General features: G+C 39.9%; 22 protein-coding genes and 1 other RNA gene. 3 read left to right on the top strand and 20 right to left on the bottom strand.

From position 1 onward, the window contains the following. Window positions 1-9: 9 nt before the first annotated feature. From A4245_RS07930 to A4245_RS07880, 11 genes are all read right to left on the bottom strand, one after another. Window positions 10-948 carry a coiled-coil domain-containing protein gene (locus A4245_RS07930; RefSeq protein WP_067727180.1) on the bottom strand — a complete coding sequence of 313 codons (939 nt, stop codon included), beginning with the start codon at window positions 946-948 and terminating at the stop codon, window positions 10-12. 209 nt (window positions 949-1,157) lie between these two features. After that, complete coding sequence (locus A4245_RS20850) at window positions 1,158-2,435, bottom strand: PcsB-like coiled-coil domain-containing protein (protein ID WP_067727179.1); 1,278 nt, start codon at window positions 2,433-2,435, stop codon at window positions 1,158-1,160. Between the two features lie 385 nt (window positions 2,436-2,820). Continuing rightward, window positions 2,821-4,512, bottom strand: coding sequence for a DUF6044 family protein (locus A4245_RS07920; protein WP_067727178.1), 1,692 nt, complete (start codon window positions 4,510-4,512; stop codon window positions 2,821-2,823). Further along, window positions 4,475-5,605: a dTDP-4-amino-4,6-dideoxygalactose transaminase gene (gene rffA / locus A4245_RS07915; RefSeq protein WP_067727177.1), complete on the bottom strand. Its 1,131-nt coding sequence runs from the start codon at window positions 5,603-5,605 to the stop codon at window positions 4,475-4,477. The genes A4245_RS07920 and rffA overlap by 38 nt, the downstream gene beginning before the upstream one ends. Window positions 5,606-5,610: 5 nt before the next feature. Continuing rightward, complete coding sequence (locus A4245_RS07910) at window positions 5,611-5,967, bottom strand: EamA family transporter (protein WP_067727176.1); 357 nt, start codon at window positions 5,965-5,967, stop codon at window positions 5,611-5,613. A gap of 3 nt (window positions 5,968-5,970) precedes the next feature. After that, entirely contained in the window at window positions 5,971-6,666 is a 696-nt protein-coding gene (locus tag A4245_RS07905; RefSeq protein ID WP_067727175.1) for a GNAT family N-acetyltransferase, read from the bottom strand. Between the two features lie 5 nt (window positions 6,667-6,671). Further along, window positions 6,672-7,649 (bottom strand): glycosyltransferase family 2 protein, encoded by a 978-nt coding sequence (locus A4245_RS07900; protein WP_234402375.1) that lies wholly within the window; start codon window positions 7,647-7,649, stop codon window positions 6,672-6,674. Further along, window positions 7,610-8,641 carry a dTDP-glucose 4,6-dehydratase gene (gene rfbB, locus A4245_RS07895; RefSeq protein ID WP_067727174.1) on the bottom strand — a complete coding sequence of 344 codons (1,032 nt, stop codon included), beginning with the start codon at window positions 8,639-8,641 and terminating at the stop codon, window positions 7,610-7,612. The genes A4245_RS07900 and rfbB overlap by 40 nt, the downstream gene beginning before the upstream one ends. Next, complete coding sequence (gene rfbA, locus A4245_RS07890) at window positions 8,634-9,566, bottom strand: glucose-1-phosphate thymidylyltransferase RfbA (RefSeq protein ID WP_067727173.1); 933 nt, start codon at window positions 9,564-9,566, stop codon at window positions 8,634-8,636. Before rfbA ends, rfbB begins: the two co-directional genes overlap by 8 nt. Window positions 9,567-9,799: 233 nt before the next feature. Beyond that, complete coding sequence (locus tag A4245_RS07885; protein ID WP_324609847.1) at window positions 9,800-10,798, bottom strand: sodium:calcium antiporter; 999 nt, start codon at window positions 10,796-10,798, stop codon at window positions 9,800-9,802. A gap of 333 nt (window positions 10,799-11,131) precedes the next feature. After that, the gene (locus A4245_RS07880; RefSeq protein WP_067727171.1) at window positions 11,132-13,510 is read right to left on the bottom strand and encodes a polyprenyl synthetase family protein; all 2,379 of its coding nucleotides are present in this window, start codon (window positions 13,508-13,510) and stop codon (window positions 11,132-11,134) included. 220 nt (window positions 13,511-13,730) lie between these two features. On the opposite strand from A4245_RS07880, the gene A4245_RS07875 reads away from it, so the two are divergent. Then, on the top strand, window positions 13,731-14,096 hold the full coding sequence (locus tag A4245_RS07875; protein ID WP_067727170.1) for an AbrB/MazE/SpoVT family DNA-binding domain-containing protein: 366 nt from the start codon (window positions 13,731-13,733) through the stop codon (window positions 14,094-14,096). A 245-nt stretch (window positions 14,097-14,341) separates the two neighbouring features. On the opposite strand, the gene A4245_RS20345 is transcribed toward A4245_RS07875, so the two are convergent. Beyond that, entirely contained in the window at window positions 14,342-15,235 is an 894-nt protein-coding gene (locus A4245_RS20345) for a cupredoxin domain-containing protein (protein WP_067727169.1), read from the bottom strand. A gap of 350 nt (window positions 15,236-15,585) precedes the next feature. Between A4245_RS20345 and A4245_RS07865 the strand changes: the two genes are divergently transcribed. Beyond that, entirely contained in the window at window positions 15,586-15,912 is a 327-nt protein-coding gene (locus tag A4245_RS07865) for a four-helix bundle copper-binding protein (RefSeq protein ID WP_067727168.1), read from the top strand. 312 nt (window positions 15,913-16,224) lie between these two features. Here A4245_RS07865 and A4245_RS07860 read toward each other — a convergent pair whose 3' ends face one another. From A4245_RS07860 to secG, 8 genes are all read right to left on the bottom strand, one after another. Then, window positions 16,225-16,896, bottom strand: coding sequence for a response regulator transcription factor (locus A4245_RS07860; RefSeq protein ID WP_067727167.1), 672 nt, complete (start codon window positions 16,894-16,896; stop codon window positions 16,225-16,227). Next, the gene (locus A4245_RS07855) at window positions 16,871-18,277 is read right to left on the bottom strand and encodes an ATP-binding protein (protein ID WP_067727166.1); all 1,407 of its coding nucleotides are present in this window, start codon (window positions 18,275-18,277) and stop codon (window positions 16,871-16,873) included. The genes A4245_RS07860 and A4245_RS07855 overlap by 26 nt, the downstream gene beginning before the upstream one ends. 691 nt (window positions 18,278-18,968) lie before the next feature. Next, window positions 18,969-19,307: a transfer-messenger RNA gene (ssrA, locus tag A4245_RS07850) on the bottom strand. Between the two features lie 117 nt (window positions 19,308-19,424). Continuing rightward, a complete protein-coding gene (gene smpB / locus A4245_RS07845) occupies window positions 19,425-19,892 on the bottom strand; it encodes an SsrA-binding protein SmpB (RefSeq protein WP_067727165.1) in 468 nt (155 codons plus the stop codon). 76 nt (window positions 19,893-19,968) lie between these two features. After that, on the bottom strand, window positions 19,969-20,775 hold the full coding sequence (gene zupT, locus A4245_RS07840) for a zinc transporter ZupT (protein WP_067727164.1): 807 nt from the start codon (window positions 20,773-20,775) through the stop codon (window positions 19,969-19,971). 393 nt (window positions 20,776-21,168) lie between these two features. Continuing rightward, complete coding sequence (gene rnr / locus A4245_RS07835) at window positions 21,169-23,394, bottom strand: ribonuclease R (RefSeq protein ID WP_067727163.1); 2,226 nt, start codon at window positions 23,392-23,394, stop codon at window positions 21,169-21,171. A 49-nt stretch (window positions 23,395-23,443) separates the two neighbouring features. Beyond that, window positions 23,444-24,190, bottom strand: coding sequence for an alpha/beta hydrolase (locus tag A4245_RS07830; RefSeq protein ID WP_067727162.1), 747 nt, complete (start codon window positions 24,188-24,190; stop codon window positions 23,444-23,446). 110 nt (window positions 24,191-24,300) lie between these two features. Beyond that, entirely contained in the window at window positions 24,301-24,534 is a 234-nt protein-coding gene (gene secG / locus A4245_RS07825; RefSeq protein WP_067727161.1) for a preprotein translocase subunit SecG, read from the bottom strand. 149 nt (window positions 24,535-24,683) lie between these two features. Here secG and A4245_RS07820 point away from each other — a divergent pair, with 149 nt between their 5' ends. Further along, window positions 24,684-25,598, top strand: coding sequence for an alpha/beta hydrolase (locus A4245_RS07820; RefSeq protein ID WP_067727160.1), 915 nt, complete (start codon window positions 24,684-24,686; stop codon window positions 25,596-25,598). Window positions 25,599-25,670: the final 72 nt, after the last annotated feature.

Raw genomic sequence — 25,670 nt, 5'->3', positions numbered from 1 at the left:
ATTAAGTCTCTATACTTCTTCAATCAGTGCTTTTCTTTCTGTCTCTACTGCGTCAAGCTCTCTTTCCTTTTCCTTCAATTCCATTTCTAGCTTGCGGACAATACTTTCCACATTGGATTGCTGATTTTTTGCCTGTTCAAGCGAATCCGTAATTCTACCTTGCACCATCCAGTCCGAAATAATACCATCGAAGAAAAAGTCTGCGAATTTCAATAGTCCTGATATATCGATCTGTACATCTGCTGTCTCACTGATATCCAGCAATTCCTTTTGGAAATTTCGCATACTTGTTTGGGCCTTGTGAATAGACTCAGTGGCCTTATCAATATGACTATGTTTGGCAAGTCCCGTGATCGCTCCACCACCAAACATATCAAGCGTCCCCCATCCTTTTGCACTTTCCAGTGACTTAACTGCATTCGCCAGCTTCTGATTGACCGTATTACCAGCTGTAATTGCTTCCTCCACTTCTGTTATGTATGCTTGGATCGATCCTTCACGCTCACTTATATCATATAGCTTCTCAGCAAAAGCGGGAGTAGTTTCTGTTATCGATTTTTCCTTTACAGACAAAAGGTACTGATAGTCTGTTTCCGCATCCGTGACATCGGCTAGTTGACTTTGGATTGTTATGATTGCATCATTTATTTCCTTTTTTGTTTTCTCTGCTTCCTTCAATTGCAGCTGGACAGCTGCAGCCTCTTGTTTTTCCTTTGACAGCTTTTCTTCTCTGGAACCAAAAAATGTTTGAAAGAGGTATGCGAAACTCATATTTTCCAGTTTTCGAACATCCTCCATTTCATCTGACAACTGATTTTTCAAAATGTCTATCTGCTTTTCTATGTCGGAAAGTTCTTCCGTGTAATCTGCAAGTTGCCTTTTCCACTTCTTTTTCCTGCTTATGGCATGTTTGATCTGAGAGAGTTGATCGTTTATCTCTTTATACATATATGAACACCCCTATTATAGTGTACTAGATTATACGTACAGCTCGCAGAAAAAGTTTCATTCAAATTGGAAACCGGAAAACACGGAAATGATTTTGTTGAACGTATTGCGGGCGGCAGGTTATTTTAAATTTTCTTACCCGCCCAAAAAAAGCCACCCCAGAGCTCAGCTCCTGTGGGTGACTTCCTAAATATATGGCAGGGAATCTGTTACTCTGCTAAAGTAACTTTTACTGTGCGTACTCCCCAGTTTAATGCTTCTTTTTTTGTCTGTACAAAGACATCAATCTTATTTCCTTTGATAGCCCCGCCAGTATCTCCTGCCGTTGCATATCCGTAGCCTTCTACATAGACAACACTGCCTAATGGAATAACTGCTGGGTCTACGGCAATGACTTTGGCATCCGGATTTTTATTTAAATCAATTCCGGTTGACGTCACTCCGGAGCAGCCCGCACAATCGGCAGTATAAGCTGTAGAAGTCATCGTAAGCGTCTTGCTATCTTTCTTCTCTTCCTTTGGTTCAGCTTTTACTTCTTTTTCTGGTTCTGCTTTCGTTTCTTTAACTTCTTTTTTGGGTTGCTCGTTAACCGGTTTTACCGGTGTTTTTTCTTCGGGCTGTTCTTTAACTGCTTTTGTTTGTTTCGGCTCAACTGATGCCACTTGTACTAAATCAGAATCAGATCCTGTTTCTTCTTCGTTCGCTGATTCAGCTTCAGACTTCGCTGTTTCGGCTGCTGCCAAGCTCAGCTTGACTTCTTTTTCAAGTGAAGCAAGCACACTGTCTTCCATTTCCAATTCATCTATAAAAGCCGTTAATTGTTGTTTCTTGTTTTCCAGGTTGGCTTTTCTCTCGTCGTTCTGCAGTATTTGCTGGCTGATTTCGGCTTCCGCTTCTTTCTGTGCCAACTTCATTTCGTTCAATTCATTAAGCTTGTCCAATACCGCTGTTTGCTTTTCTTCTACTTGCTGCATATCATTTTTCTGCTGCTCTATTAATGCAGCATCAGAATCAGCTATTTTGTTAACTGCTGTAACACGGCTGATAAAGTCATCAAAGCTTTTTGAGCCAAAGATAACTTCCAGGTAACTGATTTTGCCGCCAGTTTTTTGTGTGGAAACAATGCGCCCTTTCAGTATTTCATGCCTCTCCTCAATTTTAGCTTCCAATTCTTTCTTCTCTTCTTCCAATTGGGAGATGTCAGCTAATGTATCCTCTATGTTACGTTCTGTCTCTTCAACAGCGTTCTGGTTTTCTATTAATTTATCATGTGCAAGTTGGATTTCATTATTTAATTGTTCAAGTTCTGCTAGTATTTGTGCTACTTCTCGTTCAGATTCTGATAGATTACCTTTTAATGCATCACGGTCATCACGAATCTCTTCTAAATCAGTTACGGATTCTGCAAAGATTGGGACACTAAAGAATGAACCACCCAGACTAACAATCACAATAAACGCAGTCATGACTAATAAGGCTTTTCTCAATTTTTCCCCCTGCTTCCTCAATCACATCTGCAAACTCTATCTTTCTACTTAACTTTTTCGGTTATATGCAGTTGTGAATACGTATTTTCTTACATTAATTTTCCAATCTAAGTAAAAAAAGTGTAACATCTCCACATGTCACACGTATTATCATAGTATTACAATTTTATTTCATAGAGGATCAGATGTTCTCTATTGATTGGAAGAAGCGATTACTGCAGGCTTTTAAACATATAGGAAACAAAACAGCAGAAAACTAAGGCATACGCAATGACCTTGGAATGCCTTAGTTGCATTTATGAAAGTATGAGTGTCTATACTTTTTTACTTGCCAATGCAGAAGGTTAATAGAATCCTTTATCGAATGTGCTTCTATCAATTCGGTCTATTCCAGCGAATATAGCCAGATTTCCCACGGTGACTGTTCATTTTCGAATGTCTGCTCGTGCACCAATCCTAATTCAGCATCATTTTCAATTGGAACAGCAGATAGGATATAATCACCACCTAATTCCTGCAGTGCATCCGTATTAATATCCAGCTGTTCGATTGGCTCATTGCGATTTTTTAAAAACATATAGTCTTTGCCATGTTCAGCTACATACATATAAAGTCTGCCACCCCATGTATCATAGTAGCTCTCAAGCGTTGGACTTTTTTCCAGTTCTCCAGCGATAATCTCCCTGAATTCATGTTTGTACTCGAGCGGAAAACTGTTGTTGTAAGTGTCGAGCGTATAAAAGCCGTTATATTGCGCAATCGTCGGATGCATCCCGATACTGACTACTCTGTACGCTGCCTGTTCCTCTCCAATATAGGTTTCAATTTCATTAAATAAATCCTCCGAGTAAAATTCAGCAAATGTCGGTGTGCCTATACTGTTGTACTTTATTTCTTCCGTTAATCCAAACAAAAGGATACATTGGGCAATTACAGCTATTACAGCCACCACTTTTCCAAACTTTACATAATTCCACAAAAGAGCCAATGCCAGAGCAAAACATATGTACCAGATTGCAGGATCAAGAAAGTGTATGCGCGCAAAGTTAAACGTATTGGCAACCATAATATTATCTTTTACAATCCGCCAGCCTTCCCAATACCAAAAGGCATACCAAAAGGAAAGGACAAGGTTAAATAGAAAGAGGGTCACTAGTTTTTTTGGCGCCAGCCTCCTGTATACTGCCACAAGCAAGGCAATGAAAATGACGGGTATAATTATATATGCCTGATGTGCTTCGTCATGGGTATGTCCGTAAAGAAAGTTTTCCCAGGCAAGTTGATAACTGCGCTCAAACGAGTTATGCCCAAGATCGAGTTCTTCCCGATGTGAAGTGAAACCAGAATCAAAAAACATGGAGGTGATCAACAAATAATTTTTTACGATATAGATACTTGTCATCGAAGCAATTGCTGTAAAAAATGGCCAGTTCAGCTTACGAAAGTGAATCCAGTCGACCACAAATAACAGACCCATTAACGCAAGAAAGAAAACGAAACTCAAAACAAAATTGGACAGGAACGGTATCAGCATCAGAGCCATCCATAAATACTTCGGTGTTTCCCAACCAGATTTTCGGATACTTAAAAACAAGTAGAGTGCAAGTGGAATCCCTGCTATCGAAAGTGCGCCAGAAGGCCAGTACGGCAGCATTGCAAATGCGAGAGACGGCCCGACAGTAATCCATATAGAATGCTTTTCTTTGAAAACAAACTTTGTCAGAAGCAGATACATACCAAAAAAGGCAGCAAATCTCATGACAGTCTGACTGATTGCATAGGCAGTCATTGGTTCAAACAGAACATATAACCATACGACCGCATCAAATGGGGATGGCAATGTACTTCTTGGAAGACCATTGATGGCATTTGGCAATGGTGTATCTTCAAGGGTGAAAATCTGACCGCTTTCTGCAAGCATCTTATACCAAACGATGTTGGAGTCCATGTTGTCATGTACGCGGATATGGGTATCTTCACCAAGTATGTAATACGGCAGAAGATATGCGGTTATGATAAGACATGCAATCCATATGAATTTATGCTTCATAAAATTGTTGAATAAGCTTGATAGCATGTTCGACATCCTCTTTTTTTATTCCATAATAAAGCGGAAGGCGTAAAATCCGTTCGCTTTCGGCAGTCGTATACTCATCATTTCCTATAAATTTCCCGAACTTTTTCCCGGCCTCGGAGGAATGCAGCGGGACATAGTGTGTAACAGCCATTACCCCATTTTCTTTCAAATAGGCAATAAGACGTGTTCGTTCATTGTCATCCCGCGTTTTAATATAAAACATATGTGCATTATGTTCACAGGCTTTCGGTATAGCGGGAACGGAAATTTTCCCCGAATCCGCTAGCGGTTGAAGCCTGTTATGATAAAGTTTCCACGTATGCATGCGATTTTCATTTATCGCATACGCATTTTCCAATTGTACAGACAGATAGGCAGCATTCAGTTCACTTAAGAGATAGGAAGAACCTATGTCCCTCCAAGTATATTTATCTACCATCCCTTTCATGAACTGTGAACGGTCTGTCCCTTTTTCCTGAAGGATTTCAGCCCTTTCGACCAAAGAAGGGTCATTGATGATAAGGGCTCCACCTTCCCCACACGTATAGTTTTTTGTTTCATGGAAGCTGAACGTCCCCATGTGGCCGATTGTGCCAAGGCTTCTTCCTTTATAGCTGCTCATCAGTGCTTGGGCAGCGTCCTCAATAATCCAAAGCCCGTGATCGTCTGCCAAATTCATGATTGCATCCATATCACAGGGAACACCGGCATAATGGACGACGACAATTGCCCGCGTCCGCTCTGTGATTGCCTCAGCTATTTTTTTAGGATCAATGTTCATCGTATCTGGTGAAATGTCAACGAATCGTATCGATGCCCCGCGCAGTGCAAAAGCATTGGCAGTCGACACAAACGTATAGGACGGCATGATCACCTCATCCCCTTCTCCTACCTCTGTCAGAAGGGCCGTCATTTCCAGGGCAGCTGTACAGGAAGGTGTAAGGATTGCTTTTTGGCAATCCAAATGATGTTCCAACCAGGACATACACTTCATTCCGAATGGCCCGTTTCCTGATAGCTTCTTTTGTTCCAGTGACGTTTTCATCGCGTCCAGTTCTGTTCCGATATGGCATGGTTTATTAAATGGAATCATCCTGTTCACCTCATTACAATAATACCTAGAATAATTAATGCGAACCCAAGCAATTTTTGTGTGCTGACAGGTTCACCGAAAAGAAATGCAGATAAAATAAATACAAGCACGAATGACAGGCTCATAAATGGGTAGGCATAGCTAATATCAAATTTCGTCATTGCCGCCATCCAGCTGAGGGCCGCCAAAAACGCTGCCAGAAACCCTGAGAGAATCCACGGGTTAAGCAATAGCTGGATAAGAAACATAAATTTTTCTCCCCATGCTTCCGGGAGGCCGCCCTGCTTGTCCATCGTCCACTTGATGACAAGCTGGCCATATACAGTAAAAATAATTGTGCTCAATATATAGAAATAACCCATCTGTTACCCTCCAGCCTGAAGTGACCCATTCAGCTTATGATATACATCCACTGAGCTTATCAAGCGAAACCCAAGTGAGATGAATACGTTTAAGGATGCCAGGTTGGAAGGTGAAATAGATGTTCGCAATGTATCGTATCCTGTAAGCTTAAATTGCTCTGCAACACAGGAACTTGTAAAAGCTTTTGCCAAACCGATCCCGCGAAACTCCCGTTTTATAGCCAGAAGCAGGATTTTATCATTTTCATATGCAAAAAATCCGGCTGTTCTTCCATCATAATCAAGTGCCAGAATGAGATCTTTTTCAATCAGGTCATTTACCCAGTTACGATAGCGTCTGTCCGCCATCTGATCAGGTATATTGAAATCGCGATGGAAACGACCGCCTGAAAATGCTTCTTCCGCTATGTCCAGGAGTTCATCTTTGTTGTATTCTCTTGTGAAATGAATCTGATCATTTTTCAGTACAAGCAGCTGCTCTTTTTTGCAAATCGGTTCAATCAGTGTATCCACATAATAAAACCCGTGTTCAACCAGGGCTGCTGTGTCTGCAAGCGGGTCTACCTTTATCGTGAAATGTCCCCCCGTTTCATCCGTTTCCATAAGCGCTTCCTCGGAATACTCTGTCAGCTGGTAGGTATTTATATTGAAATTTCGTTGGTCCCATGGTGTTGGTTCCAAGTATTTTGTCCTTTGCATTTGTATCAGCTCCGTTCAACTGTGTCGTCTGAATCGTCCGTCGTTTCTCTGATTAGATAGAGCGGTCTTCCTTTTGTTTCATTGAAAATCTTTCCGATATATAAACCAAGGATGCCAAAATTGAAAAAAATCAATCCACCGATAAAAAAGATCGAGACCATGACACTTGTCCATCCCTGTACCGGCTGATCGAGAAAGAAATACCGGAAAAATAAATAGACGGCATAAAGGAAGGACACAAGTGAAATGAGAAAACCAAATTGGATGGATAAACGAAGCGGCTTGTTGGACTGGGAAATGATTGCATCAGTTGCCAGGTTCACCAGCTTTCTCAAGTTATAGGAGGATTTCCCTTCCTTTCTTGCGTTATGTTCGACAGGAATGCTTGTTGTCCTGTAGCCCATCCATTTAACAAATAGCGGAAAATATCGATTCTGCTCCCGCATTCTTCTGAAACTCATCACAACTTTTTTTTCGTTAATGCTGAAATTCGCTGTTGAATGATCGGAAATTTGTCCACTGAAATAATCGTATATTCGGTAAAACAGCTGGGATGATTTTCTTTTAAACCAGTTATCCTGGCGTACCATTCGATTCGCAAAGACTACTTCATAGCCTTCCATTGCCTTTTTAAACAGATTGGCGATTTCTTCGGGTCTGTCCTGCAAATCACAGTCCATAACGACGATCCAATCTCCATTCGTGTAATCCAATCCGGCTGTTATGGCATGATGCTGTCCGAAATTACGGGAAAGATCAATTCCTTTAATCCTGTCATCCTGTGAACTTAATCGTTTTATCGTATCCCATGCATGGTCAGGACTTGCGTCATTTACCAGAATGATCTCATATTGGGCTGGGATCGTTGTAATCGTATCTCGGATGCGATTACAAAGCTCAATAAGACATGTTTCACAACCATATACAGGTATGACTACTGAGATTAATGGCTTGCTTGGAGTTCCCATTGCTTCACATACCATTCCACTGTTTTCTCAAGTCCTTTTTGCAAATCCTCATTCGGTTCCCAGCCCATTTCGTGTCTCAGTTTACTGTCATCTACAGCATATCTTCTGTCATGGCCTTTTCTGTCAATGGTAAAACGAATCAGCTCTTTAAAACTGCTTACATGAAGCTTGCTTTTGATATCAGGTTTCATCTGATCGAGAATACCGCAAATCTGTTCGGCCATTGTAATATTCGCTTTTTCATTGCCACCACCGACATTATAGGTTTCATTTGGATTGCCATGATGAAAAATAATATCCAACGCACGGCAGTGATCACCTACATAAAGCCAGTCGCGTATGTTTTTTCCATCACCGTATATTGGAATTTCCTTTCCTTGAAATGCTTTTTGTATGATTGTTGGAATCAGTTTTTCATGATGCTGCCTCGGGCCGTAGTTGTTCGAGCTCGATGAAATGACGATATTCATCCCGTATGTATACCCGAAGCTTTTCACAAGCAAATTTGCCCCAGCTTTTGAAGCACTGTATGGATTACGTGGATCATATGGTGTTTTTTCGGAGAATTTCCCCTCTGCACCAAGAGATCCGTAAACTTCATCGGTCGAAACGTGATGAAAGCGCCTGTTTTCAAGCATTCCTTTCTTTTCCCAGTCATCTCTTGCCGCCTGCAGAAGTGTCAACGTACCGAGTACATTGGTTTCAACAAATGCTCTTGCGTCTTCGATCGAGCGGTCGACATGTGATTCTGCTGCAAAATGGATGACACCTGTAATATCAAACGCTTGGAATACTTCTGTCACAAGTTTTTCATCTGCAATATCTCCATGGATAAATTGATAGTTTGGATTCTGTTCCACTTCGAGCAGATTATTTCTTGAACCAGCATATGTCAGCTTATCGATATTCACAATATTTCGATCCGGATATCGATCCATAAAATAATGAATGAAATTGGAGCCAATAAAACCGGCCCCGCCTGTAATAAGAATCGCTTGTTTATTCATGATTTACCAGCCCCAGCATCGGATGATGATCGATAGAGTCCCAGTACTGCTGTGTATGCTTCCGGTCCGCAATATCCATCAGGTACTGTCCATAATCATTCTTCTCCATCGATTTCCCTTTTTTGTAAAGAGATTCTTTTGTTATATATCCAAGGTAATAGGCAATCTCCTCCAGACAGGCAATCTTGAATCCCTGTCTCTGCTGTGTCGTTTTAACAAATTCCGCTGCTTCAAATAGAGACTCCTGTGTTCCTGCATCCATCCATGCAAAACCTCTTCCAAGCAATTCAACATCCAACTGATTCCACTTCAGGTATTCTTTATTTAAGTCCGTTATTTCCAGTTCTCCACGTGCAGATGGCTTCAATTTTTTCGCAATCTGAACCGCCCTTTGGTCATACATATAGAGCCCTGTCACAGCGAAATCGGATTTTGGTTCCTCCGGTTTTTCTTCGAGAGAGATTGCTTTTTGATGATGATCAAACTCCACAACACCAAAACGGCGCGGATCTTTTACCCGATAGCCAAAGATGGTTGCATGACGATGGTTTTTAATTGCGTTTCTGAGTATCGTTGTGAACCCTTGACCATAAAAAATATTGTCTGCGAGAATCAATGCTACCTTTGCCTCACCAATAAAATCCTCAGAAATCGTAAGTGCTTCAGGAATTCCTTTTGGTTCTGCCTGTTCCCGATATGTCAATGTGATGCCGAGATCTGTCCCATCTCCAAGGAGTTTCTCAAAACGGATGGTATCTTCCGGCGTACTAATGATCATAATTTCTTTTATTCCACCAAGCATAAGTACAGAAAGCGGATAATAAATCATCGGCTTGTCAAATACCGGAAGCAAATGCTTGTTAATACTGTCCGTACTGGGAGATAAGCGAGTGCCACTCCCCCCAGCCAATATAATCCCCTTCATAAAAATCCCTCCAGTGCCTGTCACTACCCGAATTTTGTCGAAAAATATTTTCATTTTTGTGTATTGGAAACCTTATATGTTATTTCCACGCTTGCTTGGAAAATAATCTTACATTTATATTTCAAGTTTATTTCAGGGGGGGAAAGAGGCTTGTCAATAAAAAAACATGCCCTCTCCACATGGAGAAGACATGTTCTAATTCTATAAGCTGTCCCAAACTGCAACCCTTCCAACTAGCCGATAAAAATTAAATACGATACAACAAAATAACCTACTACTGTAATAAGCGACGGCACACTGTAGACGCCTATAGATACGGAACGTTTTCTCATCAGTGCCCAAATTAGCACTGCAGACATTATGGAAATGCCTATTGCGGTATACAAATTTGACCTGGATACATCAGCCAAAATCGATCCGCCTTGATAGACTGCATCTGAAACAGCTAATATCACCATATTGAACATATTGCTTCCCAGAATGGAACCAACAGCCATATTCGGGTTTTTTAAACGGAATGCAGCATACACAGAGACCGCTTCCGGCAAAGAGGTTGTTGCAGCGATAAGAAAACTTCCGACAAAACTTGAACCAAGACCAGTGATAATCGCAATCCTGTCACCTGCCACTGAAAGTACACTACCAGCTGCCATAATAATTACAGCAGCAACTATAAAACCAATTACCGCCTTTTTCAGAGATACTGCTTTCTTATTTACCGGCTCTTCCAATTGCCTGTCCGCTGTCTCCTCAGCAGGGGGGGAAGGCAGTTGACTAATGATAATCATCCCGATTACATATACCACCAGAATCAATAATGAATCAACGCCAATACCCAAAATCGTGGAATCTATTTTAACAATGAGCGCCAAAGTAACCATGATCATTAAAAATAGTCCCAGGATTGCAGAGTAAATATGACTTCCGCTTACGAGATGATACAACTGTTTTCGTCTGAAAATTAAATCGAAAACAGCGATAATCAGTAGATTGAATAAATTCGAACCAAGCATATTACCAATCGCAATATCAACATTTCCTATTATTACTGCCGAAAAACTCGTTGTAATCTCGGGCAGCGACGTAGCTCCCGCCAGTAATATCGTACCGACCAGCATACCGCCCATAGCGCTCTTTTTACTGATCACATCTGCATACTGCGATAATTTCATTGCCGTAAAAACGGTAACGATTGCCGCCAAAATAAAAAAGAAAAATACCAAAAAATCCATCTCCTTGCTAAAAGTTCCATTTCCAAACTGGCTTTCCTAATAGACCACATGAATGCAACATTGACTGTCATATGTCTTATTTGCCGAAAAGCGTTGAGCCGTATTTCTTTACCTCTTCTTTCTCAAATTCAAACCTTTCGTTTCTATCAGACAGGCATATATCACTCAGTCTTTCCAGAATGCATCCATTACATCCCATGTGTATCTTAATTTTTCCAGAAAAAAACCCTTTGGAATATCCTATCCAAAGAGCGGCAATGGTTTGCTATTCACTTATTATTCCTGGACACTCCATCGCTGTATACTAATTTCACTTTCCATCATAGCAGCCTTTCAAAAATCCCTATTTATACTATAATTCAGGAAATGCTTCAGAAAAATAACATTTTCCGTCATTTCCTCCAGTACTTCTGCTGCAAGGGAATAATGGTCCCACATCACTTTTCTGGCATATTCTTTCCCAAGAATGGAAACAAAAGTTGCGCGATTGTTTTCCATGTCTTTGAACGCAGGTTTTCCCAGTAATGCTGGATTTCCTTCGACATCAAGCAAGTCATCCTTAATCTGAAAAGCAATCCCTGTATGATAGGCGAATTTTTTTAAAGCATCCATTTCCGCCTTCTTTTTACCAGCTAAAATTGCAGGCATAAGGAGTGCAGCTTCGAATGCCATTCCAGTCTTATAATAGCACATAGTATTTAATTCTTCCTCAGTCAACTGTTTTCCTTTCGAAGCGAGGTCCATCGCCTGGCCTTTACACATATCTGCAGTCATTTTTGCTGAGTAGTGAATTAAATGAAGCACCGCCCCCGTATCAAACTGATTAAGCGATGCTTGCTCGCACGTCGCTTTCTGGGTCAAAAACAGTCCGGTTAATTCCGCAATTCCATGGTTATATACCTCGTGCAAGGTTGGACGTCCTCTGCGGAGCGAAGCGTTATCCTGAGAAGGCAGGTCATCGAATATCAAAGAGGCCGTATGCATATACTCCAACGATTTCAGAAGGGGAACGACGGCAGATTTGTCCAGCCCATAGCCATTTACCGCCATGAACCATGTCATAATTGGCCTCAGTCTTTTCCCATCCCCTTCCAGACTGTAATTGGCAGCATCGATGAGGCTCTCCTTCATCAGAGCATTCTTTTCGCTTAGAGGTATTTGCAGAACTTTGTTCAATTGCTTACGGACGGCTTGGACAGTATTTCTGAATTCCTCCTGTTCCCTCCGTTCATCCTTTAAGTTGGAAATCATATAATCCCGGAGCAGCTTATCAAAGAAATCCACATTATCGGCTTTATGAACCATCTGCTCGATAAGACGATGGAATGCTGGAATTCCTGGTGCAAAAACATCCATCACTTCATTGTATTTTTCGGTCCCCATTCGTTTCTTATATCGTTTGAGGCCATTTATCGCGCGATCCAAAATAACCTCCCTCGTCTTTGGGTCTGATTGATACACGTGGTGGATCAAATAGGAAATTACAGCCCAATACAATTCAAAAGGATTAATAAGATCCTTCCGCTTATCATGGTATTTGAAATAATAAGTATACGGTGTAACTCCCCCTTGATCCATGTCATCAAACATATCCGCAAAATCGTCCGCCAGCTGGTTGTAAATACCATAATAAAAGGTGCGGTTGTCAATCCCCACATTCTCTGGAGCACTGATTATCGAGCGGACAATCAACCGGGAAGAAGCAGATTTCATAATGACTGGAATATAAAGTTCTTCATTCGTATAATCACCATTTGAAAGATCCTTCGCTCGGTCCACTTCCTGTGATTTAAAAAATGTATAGGATTGCTCGAGAAATTCCTTCCATGTCTCCGGACGCTGATGTGCTTTAATAAACTGAAAAGCCTCTCTGAGTTCGCGATGAATATAACGGATCAGTTCCTTATTTCCACCCGTCCACACCCCTAATTCCGGAACAGTTCCAGTTATCAGCGTGGTGCGTATCAAATCGGAATATTGTTTTTCCTCTTCAGCAGATAAGATTCTTGCATCCAGCAGATCATCAATGAATGGATAGGTCAACCCATAGCAATAGCCAAGCCTAATTGCCTGACCCAATCGCTCCTTACGCTCTTCTGACTGGACTTCCTCCCCCATCTCTTCCACTGCTTGCATTACTACACCCGCAATGATTTTGATAAGCTTCCGCTGCGCCTCCTCTGCATCCATTCCATCTGGTATATTCGCTTTCACTATCTTTAATTTTTCAATTACCCAGATGAAAGTGGATTCCACTCCCTCTTTCTGGGCATAACGATATAGTCTGGCCATACTGAACGATTTTTCACTTTGTTCTTTATCGCTGGAAGGGAGCAGATGAAGTTTTAGCCTTGCAACTGCACGTTCCACCCGGCTTTGCATCCCCGGTGTATCCACAGCTTTCCCCATATCACGCATAAAAATATACGATATGCTTCTGTCCAGATAATTATCCAGTTTGCCCGCTTTATCCAGCCAACCAATATATCTATAATAGTCATTAGCATCAGGGTTTCTATTTTGCCTCTTAAATAAGGATCTCAAGGAAGCAGGATAAATATGATTCTGTTTCCACGTCTGAAAATCTTCTGTCAATGTCTGTACATAAGTATGTTGAGAGACTTGCTCACTAAGTAAATCAAAATAATCCGCGGACTTCCGCTCTGACAGCAGATAACTTCCCTCGATATTTTTTAGTAACTCGTTGTTCATTGTCCACATTCCTCTACTTGATGTTGATCATATTTTTCTGTGCATTCATTAATCCAATAATCTTATCCTATTTCTATAAAACTAACAACATCTAATTATAAAGCCAACTTAACTCAATGAATCAGAAGATGACTTATCTTAAAACTTATAATAGATTCTGCAAGGTTTCTTGATATTTTAATCTTATAATAGAAATAATTTTAATTGAGGTGATTGAAAAATGTGTGAAACTATTAGTATGCTAGCTAAGCGAGATCAACTGACAGATACTGGCATTATATGTAAGTTAAACAAGAGACTAACAATCACAATACCAAAAAATATCAGAGAAAGATTATCTCTAATGGCTGGGGATGAAGCTGCAATATCCTTGATTGCCAGATCAAATGAGCTGATGATTCGAAAAGCTACTGAAGGCACTGTAGATAATAAGATGATCATAAATGAAAGAGGAGCAATTCGAATCCCCATAGAAATAGGAAGGTTCCTATCCTTGGAAAACGGTGATTTATTTCTCCTTTATTTTTCAAACCGCGGACCCTTTATCATACTGAAGAAATATCAGCATCAGCAGTATCTGATATAACTGGGCAAAAAATGAAAGACATCTCTTAATTTATGTCATCATTTCATCTCTAACCGATTCCATATGTAATATTAAGCTATTATTACAGTTACGGAACCAGCACATTTTCTCCACAATTTCTGTGTTTAATATTAGGTAAATATCAAGATTTACATATAAAGAGTCAAACCATCCCTTAATTTCCGTTAATATGGGATAAGCAAAAGGAAGAAGCATCCAGTAAGGTATCTTTCTTCCTTTTTAGCTTAGGATGGCAAGACTTCAATTATCCCAAACATTCCAGACTCTGCATGTCCAGGAATTGTGCAAGTAAAACTGTACTTGCCTGGGATAAGGGCAATAAATGAAATGTCCTGTTTTTCTCCTGACATGCTATGTACGTGGATTTGACTTTTAATTTCTTGATGATTGTGTGAAGTATCTTCCATATTTTCTGCTTCCAGTCCTGTTATTTCCAAATCGTGTTCCACTTCCCCGATATTGTCTAAGGTGATGGTTACCATTTTACCAGCTGTTATCTTTGTATGACTTGGAGAAAAAGAATGTTCGTCAGCTAGAATCACCAAGTTATTCACACCCTTACTATGATGGTTGCTGCCGATATTTGGTGAATCTGAAGATGGGATCACTGTCCCCAACTGATTATATCCGATAATAATAAATATAAACAATACGGTCATGACAATTGGCTGACTCAGCAATGCTTTACTTTTTATAAATTCCTGCTGCATCAATTGAAGCAAAATTATAATCGTTCCAATAAATAATAAGAACATTACTTTTATTAAAGCATCCTGGTGCTCCGGAGCAATCATTTCCCCTAGCATCGCACCCATCATTCCACCCATCATCCCTGCTAATGCTCCGTCTAAAACGGCCATCAGACCAATTAGCAAACCTGCAAGGAATCCAGCAGCAATTCCAATTATCATTGCCAATAATGTGGAAGAAAACAGATCGCCTGATAGCAGAACGCCAAGTATTACCCCCATTATTAACCCAACAACCATCCCCAGCACCATTGAAATCATCATTCCTGTCATGACGGTTATTTTCTCTCGGTGATAGATAGTCTTCCATATAATCAATATTGTTAGAATAAAAACACTTATTAATGTTATATATAATGAAATTGGCATCTATGATTCTCCTTTTTGAACCTTGTCCTAATAGTTCATTATATGAGGAATGAGAACATTCATTCATGGAAAAACATTTTCATGAATTTATTTATTACGTAGTTTTATATGTTTGTAACAGTATATCCCTACTTAGTGCAAATCTTTTCGCACCTGCTAAAAAATCCGAACTAATTCGAATTCCATATTGAATTCCTTTAATACCATTTACGATATAAATGAAACATAATAGATTGTTAAAAAACGATGCATTTTCTATCGAGTTTCCGGCAGATAGTTTATTTGAAGTCACTGCGGGAAACATATTTATGAAAGAATAAAATATAACTAATTCAGGAGGGTTTCAAAAAATGTCACATGAACAATATCAAGGACTGATTGATTCTTTGCATGAGTGTGCTGTAGCATGTAATCATTGTTACGATGCATGCTTAAAAGAGGAAGATATCAAAATGATGGCCGAGTGTATCCGGTTGGACAGAGAGTGTGCAGATATCTGTAGTTATCTAGAACAGGCCCTTTCAAGAAACACACCATTTGTTTCCGAATTAGCCTCAGTTTGTGCAAAAATTTGTGAAGCATGTGGGAACGAATGCAAAAAGCATGATCATGACCATTGCCAAAAATGTGCCGATGCCTGCTTTAAATGCGCTGAGGCATGTAAAAATGTTGCTTAAGAAATTTCTTTATGTGAAAATAGCTGTTCAAAGCAGGTTATATACCTCTTTGAGCAGCTATTTTTAAACTATTAAAATTTTATGTACCTATAACACCCAATAGTTTTAATACATATTCAGTGAGAAACCTGTGCATAGAAATCAAAAGTAATCTCCTACTTAACGAATATTGTTTATAATCTGTTAGCTCCCCAATGCATTCTATCAGTATAAAAACGTAACAGCCATTCTTACTAGCGTAAATAAATTATTGAAAAATTAAAAGGCAGATTAACTGCCTTTTTGATTAACCGTTTATCAAAATAAGCATTTTCATTTATTAACCCACTTATACCCAATACCCCAAACGGTTTTAAAATAATCATCGATGGGAAAACCAGCCTGTCGAATTTTTTCCCGTACATTTCTGACATGTGAATCCACTGTTCGCCCTTCCGTTTCAGAACTGAGTCCCCATATTAAGTCAATTAATTGATCCCTGGAAAAGACCCTTTCCGGATTTTTCATTAAAACTCCAATCATGGCAAATTCTTTTGGTGTTAACTTTATTTGTTTATTTTTATAAGAAAGCTCAAACCGATCTTCGTTCCATACCAATCTATTTATTTCAATCTGATTCGCTGGCTTTGTTCTACGCAACAGAGCATCCATTCTAGCTAATAATTCCTCTTCATTCAAAGGCTTTGTAATATAATCATCTGCTCCCAGTTTCAACCCTTTTACGATATCTTCCTTCTGCTCTCGTGCTGTAACCATAATAATGGGTACTTCCGAAAGGCGTCTTATTCTCTTGCAAAGCTCCCACCCATCCATTTCAGGCATCATAACATCAAGCAGAATGAGGTCGAATACCTCTTCTTCCATATAGAATAAAGCCTCTTTTGCTCCCAGCGCTTTTTGGCATAAATAATTATGTGGCTTCAGATACAATGCCAATAAATCCAACATCCGCTTTTCATCATCGATTAATAGGACCTTTTTCAATGGGTTCACCTCTCTGCAGCGTAATTATAAAGCTAGTCCCTGCTCCAAGTTCACTTTTAACCTCAATGGTGCCACCATGTGACTCTACAATTTCTTTGGCAATTGCTAAGCCTAATCCAGTCCCGCCACTTAGTCTTGATCTGGATTTTTCCACACGGTATAAACGTTCGAATATATATGGCAGGTCCTCTTCAGGAATACCTTCCCCTTCATCAGAAATAATCGTTATGATCTCACGTTTATTTTGAGATACCTCTAATGAAATTCTTTTCCCTACCGAGGTATGTTTTTTTGCATTATCCAATATATTCAACAACACTTGCTGAATTCTTTCCGGGTCTACATGTGCAATGATATGGTTTGGACAACGAACAGAAAATGTAATGTTTTTTTCTTGAAGTGCAGGCCGAACACGTTCCGTAATCAAATGGATTAGTTCTCCATATACAATATCCTTCTGATCAATGATAAACTTATTCTGATCCATTTTTGCCAGTTCAAATAGATTTTTAACTAATACGGTCAGTTGATCTGACTCTTCTCGGATGATTTCAATATACTCATTTTTCTCTTCATCAGAAATGTCATCTCGGCTGACTATATCTGCATATCCTTTGATATAGGTTAATGGAGTGCGCAGTTCATGGGATATACTGGCCAAAAACTCATTCCGTTCATTTTTCAAGCGTTCCAAATCATTAGACAGCGTAGAAATTGAATTTGCTAATTCTCCCAACTCATCCCTGCGATCTGTATGCATCTCCACTTTATGGTTGCCTTTACTCAATTGTTCCGTTGCTTCCTTCATTTTAATTAGTGGTCCTGTAATCAGTCTGGATAGAATAAAAACTGTAATAATCGTCAGAACGACTGTCACAAGCCCAATAACGATAAATTGATCACTTAGATGATTGACAATCCTTTTGATATTATTTGTATCAGCAAACATAAATACGTGACCTTGATGTTCATCATTTATTGTAATTGGACTGTCCGTGGCAATATATTTTTTCTCCGGCCACCGTTCTTCTAGCACTTTACCGTTTTGAGGCACTTGATTATAATCCGTATGTACAATAACATCTATCATTTCCTGTTCAATTGGATCAGAATTGACGATCACATTCCCTGAAGCATCTGTAATCACCACAGCAAAATCAGATTCGGACTCCATGATAGCAACGTGTTCTAAAGTGGATTCATTAAAATCTCCCTCCAGAATAGCGCTATGTGTATTACCACGCGCCAGTAAGCTATCCATTACTTCCTCAATGCGTTCATTTGCCAGGTTCGTATAAAGAACGAAATACAAGAGCGTCTCAATGATTAAGATGAAAACAAAAAACAGCAGCCCAATTTTTAAGGATAGTTTATTTAACATAATTGTCCCCTTTATTACCAATATGTAATTGTAGCAAATATACCAAGCAGGAGAAGTGATACTCAAACGATTCTTGGGATTTTGCACCTGTTTTGTTCTATTTTATTAAAAAAGTATCCATTTTTTATGGACAAAATTACTTCTGACTATGAAATTATTATCTAAATCTTCAAGAGACGGTTTATTCAGAGAAAGAATAGATGTGTTTAAAGTTTTAACAGGAATTTACATATTTTTGAAAATAGATAGGAAAAGGAAAAGGACCGAATGGATATTAAACCATTACAACAATGGAACCCCAAGAAATGGAAAGTACAGTAAAGAGACTTTAAAAAAGAAGTTATTGTTTGAAGGAAAGTTTTTTATGTTTTAGAAAAACAAAAAACCACCAACATTATGTATTGGTGGAGACGGTGGGACATGCTCATCCATGCTTTCGTCATGGCACTGACTATATCTTGAACCTATATGAAAGGTCCTTCGGCGTTTTATACGAAACATATATTTACCATAATGGCAGGATTTCGTATCCTAGTACTACCCAATAGGCAGCCTATGAGTCGATACATGGCTGTTGGATTGCTCCACATACCACTCGGTATTGCCTTATTGCTATATTATAAGCAACTTAGGTTTCACCGATAAAGCCGAATTTTCACTTTTGTGTTGCCACAAAAGGCGACTAAATTACTAATCGAACCCACGTCCAGAGATATCGGCACTCAGGCCTCTACACGCTTAGTTGATATATTATGATTCGCTTATTCTTCAGCCTATCAACAGGCTTCAGAGCAGCTAGTCTGATTCATTTCAACTACCGATCCTCAGACGGTGGATGGCAGTATAGCCCGCTTCATTTGAGACCCTTCAATCTGCCACACGGGCGATGCCAGGAAGGATCGCTTTAGGCTACTTACGCAGCTGCTAAAGCAGGTTGATTATTTTTGCCAGTTATTATAGGCGTGTAACGTTTTACGAGTCGTAACCTCGACGTGCAACCTGAGCTCAAACTACCCCTGTCGAATCCGTAACGTCCCCGTATAAGAGAAACGCTCGGTAAATTTGAGCATTATTAAATTATCCTGCAACTCTTATTATAACAGAATTCCAGCTAAATTCAAGGGATGGGTGGATTTCCATACGAGTGTTATCTTACATGTTCCTTAATTGCACGGTCTACATCACGTTTCATTTGTTTCCGTTTGAGATCCTCCCGTTTGTCGTATTTCTTTTTACCTTTCCCTAAACCAATCAGCACTTTCGCATATCCATTTTTAATATATATCTTCAATGGAACAAGTGCGTAGCCTTGCTGCTGGGTTAATCCGATTAATTTATCAATTTCTTTACGATGCAGCAGGAGTTTGCGGGTTCTGGTCGGATCATGATTATAACGGTTCCCTTGCTCGTACTCAGCAATATGCAGATTTACAAGCTGTATCTCTCCATGTCTGTCTATTCTGGCATGGGAATCTTTCAAATTCACACGACCATTGCGAAGCGACTTTATCTCTGTTCCCTGTAATACAATTCCTGCTTCATATGTTTCCTCAATAAAGTAATCATGTGATGCTTTTTTATTTTGGGTAATTGTTTTTCCATGTCCTTTTGGCATATGTGTTCCTCCTACTGCTTACAATAGAACCTCATTTTACCAAAGATTTTCCCCCATTCCAATCAGAATGCATAAATTAAACCAATAACACTAAGCTGACAGCCATAATAGCCATACCAGCAATGACTCCATAAATGGACATATGTGTTTCATCATATCTTTTTGCTGCTGGAAGTAATTCATCCAGTGAAATGAAAACCATAATTCCTGCTACCATGGCGAAAATGATCCCAAATAACGTTTCGCTCAAAAAAGGCATTAAAATCAGGAATGCTACAGCTGCTCCTACTGGTTCTGCCAATCCTGACAGAAAAGAAAGCTTTAACGCTTTTCTTTTGTTACCTGTAGCATAATATATCGGAACGGACACTGCAATTCCTTCAGGTACATTATGGATGGCAACAGCAATCGCAATGGCCACCCCTATTGCCGGATCCTCCAATGTCGAGATGAAGGTCGCAATCCCTTCCGGAAAATTATGGATCCCTATTGCAAGGGCGGTAAAAACCCCCATTTTCATCAAATCAGGATCGTTCATTGGCTGTTTCGGTTTTTCCATATCCTCTACTTTTTTAACTTCGTGTGGGTTCGTATATTTAGGAATGAATCTATCAATTAAACCGATCAACAGCATACCAGCAAAAAAGCCAAGTATCGTATACCAGTATCCCTGTGTTTCACCCATTGAAGATGTAAGTGCATCTTTAGCTTTGAAGAAAATTTCCACCATGGAAACGTAAATCATGACGCCGGCAGATAAGCCTAATGCAAAAGATAGGAATTTAGTATTCGTTGTTTTGGCAAAGAAGGCAAGTAAACTCCCTACCCCGGTAGCAAGCCCTGCAAACAAAGTCAACAAGAAAGCAAACAAAATATTATCCATCTGATATTCCCTCCAAACCATATATAGAAAAGCTGCAATTTATCTATTTGTAAATGATATTATACTGCGACTACTTTATAATGTAGTTTATAGGACAATTAGTTTGTTGTCAACAAATAGTTTTCCTTAATGCAACTTTTACTAACCTAAGTATATGCAGCACTTCTTTGATTGTTGACAAAAATTTTTTCAAGTGCTGATTTTCACCTTATTTCTCAACCTTCGAAGAGTGAAGACAGAATTAGGAGGTCTGGAAATAAGCTGCCTAAGTTGACAAGGATGCATGATGCATGCTATAGATGTCATTTTAAGTTTAACCCAGTCAAACGCTTAAACTTATCTTGTGCTTAGAAAGTAGAATTATTGCAAAAAAAATAAGCCAAACTGTTTGGCTTATTTTTTATTCTTATTTTTACTCTTTTTCTTTTTCTTTTTTGCTGTCCTATTGGCAGGAACTACTTTCTGGTGATGAATGGCTTTCCTCGCTTTTTTCGGCTTCGGCAATCCGACGAGTTCAAAGTCGACGGTATGCTCGTCCGTATTAACGCCGACAACTTTTACCTCCACTTCTTCCCCAATACGGTAAACATTTGCAGTTCGCTCGCCAATTAATGCATGACTGCGTTCGTCAAAATGATAATAATCGTCTGTTAAATAACTTATATGCACGAGCCCTTCAATGGTGTTCTCCAGTTCGATAAACATCCCGAAATTGGTTACAGAACTGATGACACCGGTAAATTCCTCCCCAATCTTATCTTTCATAAATTCGGCTTTTTTCAAATCATCTGTATCACGTTCTGCATCAACCGCACGACGCTCCCGCTCCGAAGTATGTCTTGCGACTTCAGGCATTCTATCTTTCCAATGTGCTGCTGTCTTCTTGTCCAATTCGTTGTTGATCAAAAAGGTTCGGATCAGCCGATGAACAATCAAATCCGGATATCTCCTGATTGGAGAGGTAAAGTGTGTATAAAACTCTGTTGCGAGACCAAAGTGACCGACTCCTTGAGGGTCATACTTGGCTTGTTTCATCGAGCGGAGCATCAGCTTGGAAACAATCATTTCCTCCGGCTCGCCTTGGATGGATTCCAGGACTTTTTGAAGTGCCTGTGGATGCACCTCATTGGATTTCCCTTTTACTGCGATTCCAAGACCTGCCAAAAACTCGAAAAACTTCTCAAGCTTTCCTTCATCCGGATCTTCATGAATACGGTGGATAAAAGGTACATCCATCCAGTGGAAATGCTCTGCAACCGTCTCATTTGCAGCAAGCATGAACTCCTCTATCAGACGTTCGGCTACAGATCGTTCACGAACGACAACATCGGTGGGTTTTCCTGTGTCATCGACGAGCACCTTTGCTTCCTTAAAATCAAAATCAATCGCACCACGCCCGAACCGCTTGTTACGGAGGATTTCAGCAAGCTTCTCCATGTCTTCAAACATAGGTACCAATGGATGGTATTTTTCACGCAGTTCTTCGTCTTTATCAACCAAAATCTTATTTACATCACTATATGTCATTCGCTCCGTAGTCTTAATGACACTCTGGAAAATCTCGTGGTTCACTACTTGCCCAGAAGCGTTTATTTCCATTTCACAACCAAGTGTCAGTCTGTCCACCTGGGGATTTAAGGAACAGATTCCATTCGATAGACGATGCGGGATCATCGGGATAACCCTGTCAACGAGGTACACACTTGTTCCTCGTTCATATGCCTCCACATCGATTGGAGTACCCTCTTCCACATAGTAACTGACATCAGCAATATAGACGCCGAGCTTATAATTTCCATTATCCATTTTTTTGACAGTAACGGCATCATCAAGATCCTTCGCGTCGGCACCATCAATCGTAACGATTATCTCATCCCGCAAATCACGCCGGCCCTGAAGTTCTTCTTCTTTAATTGTTTCGGACGTGCTTGTTGCCTGTTCGAGTACTTCCTCAGGGAACTCGATGTTAATTCCATGCTTATAGATGATGGAAATAATATCAATTCCAGGGTCATTTTTATGTCCAAGGATATGAATGATTTCCCCTTCCGCACTCTTCCTGCCTTCCGGATATTTCGTGATACGGGCAAGTACTTTATGTCCGCTGACAGCCCCGAATGTGCTGCCTTTCGGTATGAAGATATCATTCGGTATCCGCTTATCGTCTGCTATAACAAAGCCAAAAGAACGATTATCCTCAAACGTACCGACCACTTGAATGACAGCGCGCTCCAATATACGGATGACTTTACCCTCAGGTCTGTTGCCATCCACATCTGTTTTTTCCAAACGTACGAGCACCTTATCATTATTCATTGCAGAGGCCATGTCATTTGCATGGATATAAACATCCTTTTCGTCCGGATCATCCGGAATCAGGAAGGCAAATCCCTTTGCATGCATTTGAATCTTACCTTTTACAAGATTCATTTTGTCGGGCAATCCAAAACGGTTTTTACGTGTCCGGACTAATTCGCCCTCATCCTCCAGCTCGTTCAATGCTTTGACGACCTCTTTGAATTCCAAAGCATCATCAATTCCCAGTTCTCTCTCAATCTCATCAACTGCCAATGGTTTCGTACCACTTTCTTTAAAAAACATAAGTATTTTCTCTTTCATATACTTCACCTTCTTTCTTCATATTCTTAGCCTTTTTCCATGGTTATAATCATAATTTCCAGTCCAGACCTTCCAGAAATTGAAAGATATCTTCATGTAGCTGTTCTTTCTCTTTATCCAATGTGATCACATGTCCGGATTCCTCGTACCATTTTATATCCCTCTTATCAGATTCAACCTTTTCATAAATATAATTCGCGCTGTCCGTATTGATGATCTGATCGTTTCTTGCCTGTACAACAAATACCGGAGTATAGATTGTGTCTACATTATTTTTTACATCGGTAATCGTTTTACCCAATTCCGCAAATAGGTCTTTCGAATTCTCAACAAGAAGTTCAACCTCTTCTTTAATTGTTTCTTCATCTTTTTGTTCGAGCTGTTTATATTCCTTCGCAAATATTTTAAATGCCTTGGACAGCTGTGTTTCATTATCAAAAAACATTGGTGCACACATGGATATTATTGCTTTTATGTTTTCCGAGTAGGCCAGCTTCAAGCTCAAAACGCCCCCAAGGGACAGACCGGCAACTGCTATTTCTTCATAGCCGAGTTCCTTCAAGTGCTGCATGGCATTTTTTACGTCCTCCCACCACTGGTCTGGATTTGTCTTGAGGAGTTCTTCCGGTGGCAACCCATGCCCCCTGTAAATCGGTGCATGGCTAGTATACCCTTTTTTTTCCAAAAATCTACCTAGCATTCTTACATCTGCAGAATGTCCGGTAAAACCATGCAATAGTAAAACGGCTCGAGGCCCTGCTTCAAATGTGAAAGCTTTTGGTTGTTTTATCTTCATTGAACTGCATCTCCTTACACGTCCTGTTATTACTCTACCCCATATGTATAACTATACAACATATCATAACAAAAAACCCTTATCACAAAATCGTGATAAGGGATTGGTTTCTATTGTAATACATATGCACTTAAAAACGCTAATACGAAAAACAGTATACCGGTAATTACCGTACCACGATGTAAAATCAGGTCTGCACCACGTGCTTTTTGTTTTCCGAATAATTGTTCAGCACCACCGGAAATAGCTCCTGATAGTCCTGCACTTTTCCCTGATTGCAATAATACAAAAACAATCATAATAATTGCATCGATCACCAATAATACATTAACTAAACCTGCCATATTTCTACGCCTCCCATATCCGACAAATACCTACTAATTACTTTATCAAAAAATGTTTTGATTAGCAAGATAAATTTCAGTCATCATTTTAAATTTGCATCGATGCCAGTCCTGAAACTATTATAAAAATAAATGTGGGGTGATCATTGATGGAAAATTCATATTGGCTTGCAATGGATGATCAAGTCGAGATCTATGTAAAAAAGTGGCACGATGACAATAAAGAACCGAAAGCGATTATTCAGCTGGCACATGGCATGGCAGAGCATATTCATCGCTATGATGCTTTTGCCACATACTTGGTGCAGCAAGGTTTTACTGTTTTTGGCAATGACCACCGCGGGCATGGTAGAACAGGTGAAAAGCAGGGAATACAAGGTTATTTTGCCGATAGAGATGGCTTTTTCAAGGCAACCAATGACCTCTTTGCAATAACAAAGCATATTAAAGCGAACAACCCCGAAACTCCAATATTTTTAATAGGACACAGCATGGGGTCCTTTATGGTCAGAAACTATATTCAGTCACACAGTGATATCATTGATGGAGCTGTTCTTTTAGGAACTGGCTACTATCCAAAGGCAGTCGCGCTGGCCGGTAAAAGTCTGGCAGCGCTTCTCCCACCGAAAGAAGAGTCAAAACTTATGAATCGTTTAGCATTCGGCAGCAATAATAATAGAATAAGTGAACGATTAAGTGGGTTTGATTGGCTGTCAAGAGATGAATCCATCGTTGAGGAATATATTCACGATCCTTTTTCCGGTTTTATTCCGACTGGACGCTTTTTCCATGATTTGCTGACTGGCGTTCTCTCCATGCAAAATAAACAGCAAAATCAATCTATTCGCAAGGATCTGCCTTTATTTCTGGTCAGCGGTGATGCCGATCCGATCGGAAATTACACAAAAGGTATTTGGAAAACTGCCAGGATATATCAAAAAGCAGGGCTTCAGAACATAACTGTCATGATCTATACAGACGGCCGTCATGAATTGCTCAATGAGATCACCCGGGAAGACGTTTTCGATACTCTATGTAAATGGCTTGAAACCATGCTTCCGTAGTTGATTCCCTTGCATGTATGATGATAACTGTTTAGAATGGAGGAGGAGAAGAAAAGATACTTAGACCTTCCT

This window comes from Oceanobacillus damuensis, assembly GCF_001618145.1.
GTDB classification, from domain to species: Bacteria; Bacillota; Bacilli; order Bacillales; family Amphibacillaceae; genus Oceanobacillus; species Oceanobacillus damuensis.
Note: the sequence above shows the minus strand (reverse complement) of the source record. Positions and strands in the feature narration are given on the sequence as shown.